Source organism: Pseudoalteromonas sp. MM1 (assembly GCF_030296835.1).
In the GTDB taxonomy this organism is placed as follows: domain Bacteria; phylum Pseudomonadota; class Gammaproteobacteria; order Enterobacterales; family Alteromonadaceae; genus Pseudoalteromonas.
In genome coordinates this window covers 3,279,042-3,292,885 of sequence record NZ_AP027922.1, presented here as the reverse complement: position 1 = coordinate 3,292,885, position 13,844 = coordinate 3,279,042, and the positions used below count along the sequence as shown (strand labels likewise).

Here is a 13,844-nt window from a genome sequence, read left to right as displayed (position 1 = left end):
AATCTTCATAGCAGTTGAATTACAGTGTATAACCTAATTGTAATAAACAACATCAAATAAGATAGGTTTTTATTAAGTGAATCCCACAAATATTTTTCAGAACGGGCAAAAGCTAACGCAGTTTGTTGCAAGGCAACCTATTTTTGATGCACAACAGAATGTGTTTGCCTATGAGCTACTTTATCGCGATTCAGCACATAACGCATTTCCAGTGGGAACATCTGATGAGCAAGCAACCAGTCGTTTATTTTTTAATACACTGATGATGCTAGGGCCAGATAAACTTACAGCACATCATTTAGCGTTTATTAACCTCTCCTCAGCCACTATTTTAGAAAACTTTCCTAAATTATTAGTGCCGCAAAATTGCGTGTTAGAAATCGTTGAGCGTACGAACAAAATAGCTGAGGTAACTCAGCGCGTGAAAGCGCTCAAGCAACAGGGATACAAGTTTGCTTTAGATGATTACGATGGGGACGATAAGTGGGCGCCATTACTTGCACATGTTGATTACATCAAAATTGAAATGGACGATGTAATCATTAAAACCAATATGCGCATAAAAAAATTAAACGCGCTAATCCGCATGCAAAAATTATTGTTGAGCGCATAGAAACTCATGCACGAATTTCATTCGTTAAAACAAGCCGGTTGCGATTTATTTCAGGGTTACTTTTTTGCTCGACCAGAGATGATTACTTACAAAGATGTGGAGCCGGGTAAGGTGATTGTGTTTGATTTACTGCGCTTTACGGCAAAAGAATCTTTATGCTTTGATGAAATACAAAAGCAAGTAGCCAAAGATGTGGCTATTACAGCGCGAGTATTGAAATTAGCGAACGCCCGTTCGGGCAGTACTAAATTAACCATTACCTCTATATCGCAAGCGGTTGTGTATTTAGGAGAGGATAGCATCAGGCAGCTAGTTCGCGTTTTAGCGCTGAGCGAATTAGGCGCCGATAAACCCACAGAACTCACAAAACTTGCCTTAACCAGAGCGCAGTTTATTGCGCTATTGTTAGGGCAAAACCATGCGGCACTGGTTGGTCAAGGCTATTTGGTTGGGCTGTTTTCGGTAATGGATGCAATTTTAGATACAGACCTTGAAGCTATTGTTAAAGAATTTTCGCTGGATAAAAGTATTGCCCAGGCATTATTAAACAATGATGGCATTTTAGGGCAAAGCCTTGCGCTTATTAGGGCGTTTGAACTAGATGAAATGGATAAAATAGCGATACTAATGCCAGCAATAAACAGTGATTTGCATATAGGGCATATTTTTAATTATGTTCTTGATGCACTGTTGTATAGTGATGAAATTATTGAGGCTATTGCAGAGTAAATATGCGTAATTGGATATCTATTTTAAGTGTTGTGGTTGCATTAGGGCTGTTATTTCCTGGTGTTACCAAACCTGTATTATCGATTGAGGGCAACATTGATAAATCGCAACTCGCCAAAGCAGGTATCGAAATGCTGGCTGAGGAAGGCGATGGCCGTACCCGCAGTATGTTAATGATGTTCTCTAGCATGTTAGGGCTTGATAAATTAGAGGGTGAAATAAACGCGTATAGCAAAACACAAAGTATTTGGGGAACCGTAAACGAGCTAGCTAATAATAATAATTTATTTGTAGCGGCGTTAGTTGGGTTATTCTCTATTGTGATCCCAAGCTTAAAGTTATTGCTGCAACTACTGTATTGCTGTTTGTCGGCCAGCGGATTTAAAAATAAGTTAGGTGTGGTTATTTGCGCACTGAGCAAGTGGAGCATGGTGGATGTGTTTGTTATTGCGTTAATAGTGACTTATTTGGCAGGCAATGCACATGGCCAAAGTAGCGATTTACTAATTATGCATAGCACGTTTGGCGAGGGGTTTTGGTATTTTAGTGCTTATTGTATTTTTGCTATTTTAGCGAGTAGCTTAATTACCCCGCCTAAAAAAGAAAATTAATTATTTGAGTTAGCTCAATAACTCAAATATTATTACTAGGTAATTTACTTAATAGGCTTTGTTTTGCAGCGTTTTTACTCAAATTTACTCGTTGTTGTGATACTACTTACGTTTGTGGGGCAAGCCGTTGCGTCTGTAAATCAGCAGTGCGAAATGCCACATATGAGCCTATCAGCAAAGCATGCCACACATGTAATGAGCGAGAGTAAATTGCATACAGGTATGATGGAAATGGATTGCTGCAGTGATGAAGCAGATATTCAAAATGATTGTCATTGCCCAATAAATGGCTGTGGAAGCAGCTCTATTTTAACGTCCCCGGGCTTATTTAATGCTTTTTCGTTATTGAGTGAAAAAGTTACCCAGCTCAATAGCGGTATATCCTCCCCACCTAGTAATACCTTATATCGCCCTCCTATGTTTGCTTAAACGCAGGATAGGTGTGATACCAATCGACTTGATTATTTAGTCATTTAGCGTGGCAAATAAAGCGTTAACAGCGTTATAAACCTCTCATGTAGAATACCTACATGCCGATATTTATGCCTTGTGATCGCTGTATTTAACTGTCGCTATAAATAATTAATAACTCAACACCATTGGTATGAGTGCAATTTAGCTATATTCGCTTAAAGCGCCTGTTCTGCTTGTTAATTTAAGATTTTTATTTTTAATTTTAGATGGAGCAGGCAATGACTCGCACTGTAATTTTTAAAGCTGTATTACTGAGCGCCACCTTATTTGGTGCTGTACTTAATAGTGATGCCATAGCAAAAGTACCCACCCTTAATTTAACGGATGCCATAAACTTAGCGCTCAATAACGAGCCGTGGCTGAGCGCCAGTGAGCAAAAGCAAGCCGCCGCCACAGCGCAAAGTATTGCTGCAGGTACTCTGCCAGACCCCGTATTAAGCATAGGTTTGCAAAGCGTACCCGTAGATGGTTTTGCATTTGATCAAGAAAATATGACGCAGTTAAAACTGGGTATAAGCCAAAGCTTTAGCCGTGGTAATAGCCTGGCACTTAGCCAACAAGCAATAAAAGAAGAGGCACTTGAGCAGCCGTGGCTGAGGGCGCAGCGAAAGGCGCAAGTAAAAGCGAGGGTGATGGAACTGTGGTTAAATGCCTACAGAGCGCAGCAAAGTATTGCGTTAATTGAACAAGATAAAGCATTGTTTACCCAGCTAATTGAAGTTACCGAAGCCAGTTACTCCAGTAGTTTAGGCAAAACCCGCCAACAAGATATTATTCGCGCACAATTGGAGCTGACGCGCCTTGAAGATAAACTGATTATATTAGCGCAGCAGCTAGACGCCGCTAAACAAGGGTTAGCCCAGTGGTTACCACAGAACATATTAAGCCAACCATTAAGCCAGGCTTTTGCAGCGCCAGCTCCGCTTGCACAATTTAATAGCTTAGACCTTGATGAGCTCATTAAGTTACTTATGGCGCATCCCTCTATGGTGGCAATAGATCAACGTATAGCCGCTAAACGCACACAAGTGAGCCTTGCTAAACAAAGTTATAAACCACAACTTGGCGTAAATATGGGTTATGGCTACCGTGCTGATAACCAAGCCGGTGAATCGCGTGCTGATTTGCTTTCGGTGGGGGTGAGTATTGATTTACCTTTATTTACCGACAACAGACAAGATCAGCAAGTTAATGCGGCTATTGCTAATGCTGAGGCCATTAAAACCGACAAACGCGTGGCGCTACAAAACCTAAAAGGACAGTACTTTAAAGAGGTTAGCCAGCTTGAGCGAATTGAGCAACGCAATACGCTTTACCAAAACACGTTATTACCGCAAATGTCGCAACAAGCTCAAGCTACTTTAAACGCGTACACCCGTGACGATGGCGACTTTTCTGATGTTATGCGCGCGCGTATTAGTGAGCTAAACGCCAAAATAGACGCCCTTAATATTCAAATAGATAAGCACATTACAATTGCTCGCTTAAATTATTACGCAGCCAGCTTAGACTCGCTAGTAATGGCTGAGTTACAAGGATAAAACAATGAAAACTAACCTAAAATACCTTGTAGCGCTGCTTATTGGCGCTGCATTAATGTTTATTGCTAATCGCTGGTTGATTGATGACACTGAGCACTTAGCCACGGCCGCTGATAATAAAAAAGCGAAGCCGCTGTATTGGGTTGCGCCAATGGACAGTAATTATAGGCGCGATGAACCAGGGTTATCGCCAATGGGGATGGAGCTGGTACCTGTGTACGCAAACGCTGAAACCGACAGCCCAGGTACTATAAAAATATCGCCTGAAGTGGTTAATAACCTAGGCGTTAAAACCAGTAAAGTGCAAGTTAAAACACTACAAAGCGATATTAATACAATAGGTTATGTGCAATACAACCAAGATCAGTTAACCCATATTCACCCCCGCGTAGAGGGCTGGATAGAAACCTTATTTGTAAAAGCGCAAGGGGAGCCCGTGAGTGCTGGTGAGCCTCTTTACACGCTTTATTCTCCTCAACTTGTGAACGCGCAAGAAGAATTCTTACTCGCAGTAAATAGAAAAAACAGCGTATTGATCCGGGCTGCCAAAGCGCGTTTAGAATCGCTAAATGTGTCTGATGGCTTTATAGAACGCTTAGAAAAAAATAAAAAAGTGATGCAAAGCATTACGTTTTACGCGCGCCAAAGCGGTGTGCTTGATGAGCTTAATATACGTGAGGGTTTTTATGTTAAGCCTGGCACCTCAATGATGAGCATCGCTCAATTAGATCAAGTATGGGTAGAGACAGAAGTATTTGAGCGCCAAGCAGCTTTAGTGAGCAAAGGGCTCCCCGTTACAATGACACTTGATTACATTCAAGGTAAGCAGTGGCAGGGCGTAGTAGATTACATTTATCCAGCGCTGAATGCTCAAAACCGTACTCTACGTGTAAGGCTGCGTTTTGAAAATACCGCGGAGTTACTTAAACCTAATATGTTTGCCCAGGTAAGTATTCACACACACAGTGATTCACCGCAACTAGTAATACCTAAGCAAGCACTCATTCGTACAGGCGCACAAAACCGAGTAGTACTAGCCTTAGGCAATGGCCGTTTTAAATCGGTGGCGGTAAAAGTAGGGCAAATTAGCCAACATGAGGTGGCTATTCTATCGGGCATTACCAAAGAAGACCGTGTTGTGACCGCTGCGCAGTTTTTAATAGACTCTGAGTCGAGTAAAGACTCAGACTTTAAGCGTATGAGCGCACCAAGCACTCACGCCATGAGCGACATGCCTGACATGGAAATGGACAAGGCTGAAGCGGTTCAAACAGCTACAGTAATGGGAACCATAAATAACATAAACGCAGCGCAGCGAGTTATTAATATTAGCAGAGAGGCTATTGCTAAATGGAACAGAGGCCCTGCTACTATGGACTTTATACTTGCTAAAGAGCTTGATATTAGTGCGCTTTCCCCCCATCAGCAGGTTCATTTTACGTTTAGCATTCTTGACGGTGAATTTGTAATAAACAAAATTGCTGAGCACCTTACTGATAAAGACGCACCTCATCATTCAATGCATGGGGAGTCATTATGATAGCTGCTATTATTCGATGGTCGGTCGTTAATCGCTTTCTTGTATTGTTGCTGAGTATTATTGTATTTGGCGCAGGTATTTTCAGTGTTAAGCAGACTCCCGTTGATGCGCTTCCTGATTTATCAGATGTACAGGTCATTGTTAAAACCAGCTACCCAGGCCAAGCGCCCCAAGTGGTACAAGACCAAGTTACTTTCCCGCTTACTACGGCCATGCTGTCTGTGCCTGGCGCTAAAACTGTGCGTGGTTTTTCGTTTTTTGGCGACTCGTATGTGTATATTATTTTTGATGAAAATACCGATATTTACTGGGCCCGAAGCCGTGTACAAGAGTATTTAAGTCAGGTTGAAAGCAGCTTGCCGGCAAGTGCAAAGGCACAACTTGGGCCCGATGCTACAGGGGTGGGCTGGGTTTATTTATATGCGTTAGTCGATAAAACAAACCAGCTCAATATAAGCCAGCTTCGTAGCTTGCAAGATTGGTTTTTAAAATTTGAACTACAAAGCGTTGAAGGTGTATCTGAGGTGGCCGCTGTAGGTGGCATGATAAAGCAGTACCAAGTAGTTGTAGACCCCATTAAGTTACGCGCTTATGGCCTTCCTCTTAGTTTGATACAAGCTGCAATTAGCCAAGGTAATCAAGAAACAGGTGCTTCAGTAATCGAAATGGCAGAAGCCGAATACATGGTAACCAGCACAGGTTATATTAAAAGTGTCGCCGATTTAGAGGCCATTCCATTGGGAATTAACGCCCAAGGAAGTGCATTACAATTACGAGATGTAGCGGATGTACGTTTAGGCCCACAAATGCGACGCGGCATTGCAGAGCTAAATGGCGAAGGCGAGGTTGCGGGTGGCATTGTGGTTATGCGTTATGGCGAAAACGCCCAAGAAACGATTTCTCGGGTAAAAGCAAAGCTTGAGTCATTAAAACAAGGGCTACCTGAAGGGGTTGAGATAATTCCTGTTTATGATCGTTCCACGTTAATAAAAAGCGCGGTTGATAACCTGAGCAAAAAGTTGATTGAAGAGCTCGTTATTGTTGCCTTAGTGTGTGTGGTATTTTTATTTCATGTGCGCTCATCGCTGGTGGCTATTATAACCTTGCCTATGGGTATATTAATGGCTTTTATTGTGATGTATTGGCAAGGTGTAAACGCGAATATTATGTCGTTAGGCGGGATTGCTATTGCCATTGGCGCAATGACAGATGGTGCTATCGTAATGATAGAAAACATGCATAAACATATGGAAAAAACGCCACTAACCAAGCAAAACCGTTGGCAAATAGTGACTAAATCGGCCACGGAGGTCGGCCCTGCGTTATTTTTTAGTTTACTCATTATTACCGTAAGTTTTATGCCTGTATTTATTTTAGAGGCGCAAGAAGGGCGCATGTTTTCCCCGCTTGCTTATACAAAAACGTATGCAATGGCAGCCTCTGCCGGCTTAGCGATAACCTTAGTACCCGTGTTAATGGGTTACTTTATTCGGGGGAAGGTCATTTCTGAGCATAAAAACCCTGTAAATAGGGCTTTGGTTGCAGGGTATAAACCGCTGTTAGCCACGGTGCTTAAATTTCCAAAAAGTACGTTGTTCGTTGCATTAATAGTAACGGTTATTGGCTTTTATCCGGTAAACAAAATAGGTAGTGAGTTTATTCCTTTATTGGATGAAGGCGACTTAATGTATATGCCAACAACTTACCCAGGGCTTTCTATTGGTGAAGCACGAAAAATTTTGCAACAAACAGACAAGCTCATAGCCTCAGTGCCAGAAGTAAAAACTGTATTTGGTAAAATCGGGCGAGCTGATACCGCTACCGACCCCGCACCACTGACAATGATTGAAACTTTTATTCAGTTTAAACCCAAATCTCAGTGGCGAGAGGGTATGACTAAGCAGAAGATAAAAGCAGAATTAGAAAGCTTAGTTGCCTTACCGGGCCTTACAAATGCGTGGGTTATGCCAATAAAAACACGTATCGACATGCTAGCCACCGGCATTAAAACGCCTGTGGGTATTAAAATTGGGGGCCCAAGCTTGTTAGAAATTCAAAACATCGGGCAGCAAATAGAGCAATTGTTAAAGGATGTGCCTGGTACAGCATCAGTGTATTCAGAGCGTGTAGCCACAGGGCGTTATATTAAGGTGGACATAAACCGCGAAAAAGCAGCACGGTACAATTTAAATATAGCCGACATACAACAGGTTGTAGCCACTGCAATTGGTGGATCAAACGTGACTGAAACAATCGAAGGGCAACAGCGCTACCCGGTAAATTTACGCTACCCGCAGAGTTTTCGTGCTTCGCCTGAAGATTTAAAATTATTACCCATTATTACGCCACTAGGGCAGCATATTGCACTTGGTGATGTTGCTAAAGTATTTATTGAAGATGGCCCTACCGGTATTAAAAGTGAAAACGCGCGCTTAAATGGGTGGAGCTTAATTGATATTAAAGACACTGATATTGGCAGTTATGTAGCACAAGCTCAGCAAGTGCTTGGCGATAACCTAAAATTACCTACTGGATATTCAATTACTTGGGCGGGGCAATACGAATACATGCAACGCGCAAAAGCAAAGCTTACTTATGTGATCCCGCTTACGCTCGCGATTATTGTAATACTGTTATATCTTAACTTTAAATGCCTAAGTGAAGTACTTATTATTATTGCTACCTTGCCTCTGGCTATGGTTGGCGGCATTTGGCTAATGTACTTTGAAGCGTTTAACTTTTCGGTGGCAGTGGGTGTAGGGTTTATTGCATTGGCCGGTGTTGCCGTAGAAATAGGTGTCATAATGCTTGTATATTTAAACCAAGCTTATACAGAGCAACGCCAACAGTGCGAGCAAACGGGGGCTGCTTTTAACTTACAAGCGCTACAACACGCGATTATGCAAGGTGCAGGGCTAAGAGTACGCCCTGTGATGATGACGGTAGCCACCATTATTGCTGGCTTATTACCGGTTTTATACGGCACCGGCACCGGTAGCGAAGTGATGAGCAGAATAGCAGCGCCAATGGTAGGCGGGATGCTAAGCGCAGTTATACTCACGTTGTTGGTTATACCTGCGGTGTATTTACTGTGGAAAAAGCAGCATATTGCACAATAGGGCTAGGGGCAATACAAGTTTGTATTGCCCTATAAAAATTACCCGTATTTTGTAACTTGTACCAAATAACCCGCCTAGCTCCTATTTTATTATTTTTAATGCATTGTTTTTAATTGAGTTTATATTGGCACGGTTTACGCAACCCATGCTTTATACAGTCAACTTAGTAAGGAATGCACATGCAAGTTAAAACAATTAAAGAAGTGTACGATTGGACCGTTTTATTTCACACACAAATGGCGGCAAATTTTTACAGCGTTAAGGAGTTACTTGATGAACGTAACGCGATGCTAGTGGACTATTATTTAAATTATGAAAAAAAGTTAGCTGAAGACTTAGTTGGCTTTAAAGCAATCACAGAAATCAACACCTTAGATACATACAGCTACGAATACTTTGCAGACAACCCCGAGTTAATTACATTTAATGATATTAGCAAAGACCAAGAATTCGATGAAAAGGTAATTCAAAACTACCTCTCTGAGCAGCACAAAAAAGTAATCGAACTTTACGAGTACTTATTAGAGCGCGCTGAGACAGAAAATGGAAAAGAAAAGCTTGAGCAAATTTTAGAACTTGAAAATCAGGGTATTAAGCAAATGATGCAAAGCTCAAACCGCCATATGGATATGTAAGCCTAACAAATAAAAGCTCGCTTTATGCGAGCTTTTTGCTGCTAAACGCATTCAAACTCAATACCTGCTTTTTTTAGGTAGAGCTGTTCTTGCTCCAAATCTGCTTGTAATAATGTATGTTCTTGCAAATAGCTATTAGCAAACTTAATAAATAATCCTAAGTTGCTGGCGCTTATTTCCATATCTGGCTTTAAGCTCACTTGGCGCTTTTGATTAAATAAAATGGCTAAGCGCAAAATAACAATCAGTTTGAGTACATGCTTTTGCGAAATAGTTAAAAACTCTGGCAGCTCTGCAAGTTTAATCTTTTTACGGTAAAAGCGTATAAGTGAGCTTAGTATAAGTTGCTCTTGCTGAGTAAAACCGGGTAATTGACTATTTGCAACTATATAAGCGCTATGTTTATTAATTCCTGATGAGTTTATTGATAAACCAATTTCGTGTAATTTTGCAGCCCACGTTAGTAAAGCAATATCGTCGTTATTGTCTAAATGCCATACATTTTTTAACTGTTTATACAACCAAATAGCCGTATCAGCAACGCGTACTGCATGTGCTTTATCGGCGGTATAACGTTCACTTAAATTATTTATTGTGTTTGAACGAATGTCTTTATCAGCCAGCTTTTGCTGCATTTCATGCAGCAACCCTTCACGTAATGAAAAATCGCTGTAGGTAAGCTCTTTAATGGCAAACTCAGTGAATATCGCAATTAAAATAGCCAAACCGCCACATATACTTTGTTGGCGCTCAGGTGTAAGCCCTGCAATAACTAAGTTATCAATATGTTTAGCGCTAATAAATTGCTGCTTTAACGTGAGCAAATCATCGTAAGTAATATTTGGCTGTTGCGGATTTGCAGCGCTTATCATCGCTAAAATTGACTTTATCGTGCCTGAAGTGCCAATAACCGTTTGCCAATTTTCGCTTACATAGTTAGAAAAAATCGCTTCAAGTTCTTGCTCGGCTCTTATTTGCGCTTTGTTAAAGCGTTTGGCCGTTATTTTTCCATCGCTAAAAAACTGCTTTGTAAAGCTAACGCAGCCCATATTACGACTAGATAAAAGCTTATGCTTAAAATGTTTACCTATTATAAGCTCGGTACTGCCACCGCCAATATCTATCACTAAGCGGTTTTCTTCATTATGAACATAATGTGCAACGCCCTGATAAATTAAGCGTGCTTCTTCTTGGCCTGCAATTACATCAATATGAAAAGGAAACACAGCGCTAGCTTGGGCTAAAAAAGCGTTAATATTTTTAGCGCGCCTAAAAGTGTATGTGGCAGCTACCTTTACATTACTTGCGGGGAAATCATGTAAGGTTTTAGCAAATTGCTTTAATACAACAAGAGCACGGTCTATTGCTGCTTGGCTTAGGCGAAATTTATCATCTAAGCCATCGGCTAAATAAACGCGTTGCTTTTCTTTATGCAAAATTTGCAAAGTGCCGTTTACTTCTCGGGCAACCACTAAATGAAAGCTGTTGGAGCCTAAATCAACTGCGGCTATTGAAGGGTGATCATTCATTATAATATGTGTGTTCCCATTTTTTTAGGTAGTCGTAAATTGCTATCTGAGAGCGTATTTTTTTACGGTTACCCCGTCTTACATATGCGTTTTTTTGTTCGCTATCTATAATGCGTGCTTTAGTACGGTCTTTAAATTGCAGCTCTAAAATATCAACTATAAGGCGTTTTAACTTAACATCCAAAATAGGAACGCCTACTTCAACACGATGATCTAGGTTGCGTGTCATCCAATCAGCAGAGGAGATAAATATTTTTTCATCGCCATTGTTACTAAATACCATGACACGAGGGTGCTCTAAAAAGCGATCAACAATACTAATTACCTTAATATTATCGCTAAGTTTGGGCACGCTAGGGATGAGCGAGCACATGCCACGTACAATAATTCTAATTTTAACGCCCATTTGACCAGCTAGATAAAGCCGGTCTACCAGCTCTTTATCAACGAGGTTATTTATTTTTACAGTAATTTTGCCTAGCTTATTATTTTTAACATGCTCAATTTCACTATCTATTAAATTAAGCAGCGTTTCTCGGGCGTTAATTGGCGAAAGCATTAAGTAGTCAAATTTGAACGGTTTATAACTGCTTTCTATAAATCTGAATACGCTGTCGCTTTCTTCACAAATACCAGTGTGGCGAGTAAATAGGCTAAAGTCTGTGTAAATTTTGGCTGTTTTTTCATGGAAATTACCTGTGCCAATATGAGCGTACTTTACTATTTGACCTTTTTCTTTACGATGCACCACACATAATTTACTGTGCACTTTTAGTGCTGGAATACCAAAAATTACTTTAATGCCTGCACTGCTTAGCACTTTTGCCCATTCAATATTATTTTGCTCGTCAAAACGCGCTTTTAACTCAACCATAACGGTTACTAATTTACCGTTTTTAGCAGCATTAATTAACGATGAAATCAGCCTAGATTTACTTGCTACACGGTAAATATTAACCTTTATTTGCGTAACCTTAGGGTCGAAGGCCGCTTGGCGCACATACTCAAGTACATGATTAAAAGTATGATAAGGGTAGTAAAGTAAAATATCTTGCTCGCTAATGGCGTCAAATACACTGGCATGTTTTCTAAATGCACTACTTTGCAATGCTGGGAGGGGTTTGTTTTCTAAATATTGCCGTCCTACATTAGGAAACGCTATAAAGTCTCTAAAGTTACGATAACGCCCCCCAGGGATTAACGCATCATGATGTGTGACCCCAAGGCGCTTTTTCATCACTTTTAGCATGTTTTCAGGCATGGCATTATCGTAAACCAACCTTACTGGCTCAGCATAAACACGTTGTTTTAACCCTTTAGACATTTTATCAAGCAAACCGGCTTCTAGTTCATCATCTAAATTGTACTCAGCATCACGGGTTAGCTTTATTGCATAACCTGCAATGCTGTTATAGGAAAAAAAGCTGCTAAATACATCGTTTAAAAAGTAAGTGATCACATCATCGAGCATCACAATAGTTTTATGGCGGCGGGTTTTTTCTGGGGGGAGGTTTATAAAGCGATCAACCCTGTCGGTTGGAACCTCCAGCATGGCGTAATAACTCTTTTCATCACTCATTTCTACGAATAAGTAGGTCATAGTATCGTTTATATAGTCAGAGTAGTCTTTGTTCTCGTTTAGTAAAATAGGAGAGGTATGTTGCAGAACGTGCTCATTAAAGTAGTTTTTTAACCAGTCTAAATGAAATTCACTTAACTCATCAGGGCGGCTAACATGAATATTATGATGATTTAGGTCGGTAAGTACCTGCTGATGTATGTGGTTAAATTTTTTTCCTAACTGCAGTACTTTTTTTTGTATTTCGCTAAGCAGTATCTCATCTTCTTCAAAGTTAGCATCGGGGAGTTTATTTAATAAAATTCGGCGCTTCACATCAGCAACACGCACTCTAAAAAATTCGTCTAAATTGTTAGAGAAAATACCTAAAAACCGCATGCGCTCAATAATTGGGTTATTTTTATCTTTTGCCTCTTGCAGTACACGCTCGTTGAATGACAGCCAACTTAATTCTTTAGCAAAATATTCAGTCGTTTTTGGAGGGTTTATATGTGCATTCATATCTATTCCGTTATTAGGATATGCTTTAAATTTAATGTGGGGCTATGCGTGCGCTTATGAGGTTTACAATGTAAAAAGCGATAAAAGTAATAATCAGCCCTTTTTAGTTAAACATACGCCAGTTAGATGACATAAAAATGACTACCATGTCATTTTTATGTCAACGGCGTTTGGGTTATGCCTCTTCAATATCTACAATTAAATCACTGGTAATTGATTCAAGCGCATCAATAACTTCTTCTTTATTCATACCACTGGGTAATGTAACAGTAGCTACGGCACTAAAAATAGGCACTCCCCAATTTGGTGCGCTTTGTTGCCTTGAGTTTAAGTGAGTAATGCTAGCACCTTTGTGACGTATTACACTTGCCAGCTCTTGAACAATACCAGGGCGGTCATTACCAGTAATGACAAAGTTTATTTGTTCTTTGTTGCTTGGCTCTACTTCTGTGTTGCCAGTTTCAATACGCACGTCGAGTTTAGGCAAGGCATTTAATGCGTTTTGTAATGCTTCAAAGTGCTCATGTCCCACTTCAACTTGAATAATACCGGCAAAGTGACCAAGCAAATGGCTTAAATTACTGCTCAGCCAGTTACCCTTATTTTGCAAGATAACCGATGAAATGCTTTCTACTAATCCGGGCCGGTCTTGCCCTAAAATGGTAATCACCAACTGCTTCATAAATAGTTCTCTCTAAGCCTGAAAATGTAAATGCATAGGCATTATGTGTTTATAACGTTTTATCATTGTGCTGGGTAATATAAACCCATAAAAACTAGTTGTTTTATTGTTACTTGTTTGACTCTTTATTGTTTTAGTCTTAGTTCGTTACTCATAGATTTAGTATTGTCTGCGTTAAATTGTTTGTCCAATAAAAGCACAAATTAGTTCCCTTAAAACCATTTGTGCTTACTGAATTTATTAACAATTTTATAGCACTCTAGGTGGTAAGTGCGATTGTATTGCACTTTT

General features: G+C 40.3%; 9 protein-coding genes and 1 pseudogene. 7 read left to right on the top strand and 3 right to left on the bottom strand.

The window, feature by feature from the left end:
- The first annotated feature begins 76 nt into the window (after nt 1-76).
- The 7 genes and pseudogenes from QUE46_RS20300 (at nt 77) to QUE46_RS14795 (ending at nt 9,262) form a co-directional block, all read left to right on the top strand.
- A pseudogene (locus tag QUE46_RS20300) lies at nt 77-1,342 on the top strand (EAL and HDOD domain-containing protein).
- A gap of 2 nt (nt 1,343-1,344) precedes the next feature.
- Complete coding sequence (locus tag QUE46_RS14820; RefSeq protein ID WP_286245432.1) at nt 1,345-1,953, top strand: paraquat-inducible protein A; 609 nt, start codon at nt 1,345-1,347, stop codon at nt 1,951-1,953.
- A gap of 63 nt (nt 1,954-2,016) precedes the next feature.
- Nucleotides 2,017-2,382, top strand: coding sequence for a hypothetical protein (locus QUE46_RS14815; protein ID WP_286245431.1), 366 nt, complete (start codon nt 2,017-2,019; stop codon nt 2,380-2,382).
- A gap of 263 nt (nt 2,383-2,645) precedes the next feature.
- Nucleotides 2,646-3,968: a TolC family protein gene (locus QUE46_RS14810; protein ID WP_286245430.1), complete on the top strand. Its 1,323-nt coding sequence runs from the start codon at nt 2,646-2,648 to the stop codon at nt 3,966-3,968.
- Nucleotides 3,969-3,972: 4 nt separating this feature from the next.
- On the top strand, nt 3,973-5,508 hold the full coding sequence (locus tag QUE46_RS14805; RefSeq protein ID WP_286245429.1) for an efflux RND transporter periplasmic adaptor subunit: 1,536 nt from the start codon (nt 3,973-3,975) through the stop codon (nt 5,506-5,508).
- Entirely contained in the window at nt 5,505-8,627 is a 3,123-nt protein-coding gene (locus tag QUE46_RS14800) for an efflux RND transporter permease subunit (RefSeq protein WP_286245428.1), read from the top strand. The genes QUE46_RS14805 and QUE46_RS14800 overlap by 4 nt, the downstream gene beginning before the upstream one ends.
- Nucleotides 8,628-8,806: 179 nt before the next feature.
- Nucleotides 8,807-9,262 carry a hypothetical protein gene (locus QUE46_RS14795; protein ID WP_286245427.1) on the top strand — a complete coding sequence of 152 codons (456 nt, stop codon included), beginning with the start codon at nt 8,807-8,809 and terminating at the stop codon, nt 9,260-9,262.
- A gap of 41 nt (nt 9,263-9,303) precedes the next feature.
- Here the strand turns inward: QUE46_RS14795 and QUE46_RS14790 are convergent, their stop codons facing one another.
- From QUE46_RS14790 to QUE46_RS14780, 3 genes are all read right to left on the bottom strand, one after another.
- Nucleotides 9,304-10,791, bottom strand: a complete 1,488-nt coding sequence (locus tag QUE46_RS14790) for an exopolyphosphatase (protein WP_286245426.1) — start codon at nt 10,789-10,791, stop codon at nt 9,304-9,306.
- Complete coding sequence (gene ppk1 / locus QUE46_RS14785) at nt 10,784-12,871, bottom strand: polyphosphate kinase 1 (RefSeq protein WP_286245425.1); 2,088 nt, start codon at nt 12,869-12,871, stop codon at nt 10,784-10,786. The genes QUE46_RS14790 and ppk1 overlap by 8 nt, the downstream gene beginning before the upstream one ends.
- A gap of 175 nt (nt 12,872-13,046) precedes the next feature.
- Nucleotides 13,047-13,553: a glycine cleavage system protein R gene (locus tag QUE46_RS14780; protein ID WP_286245424.1), complete on the bottom strand. Its 507-nt coding sequence runs from the start codon at nt 13,551-13,553 to the stop codon at nt 13,047-13,049.
- Nucleotides 13,554-13,844: the final 291 nt, after the last annotated feature.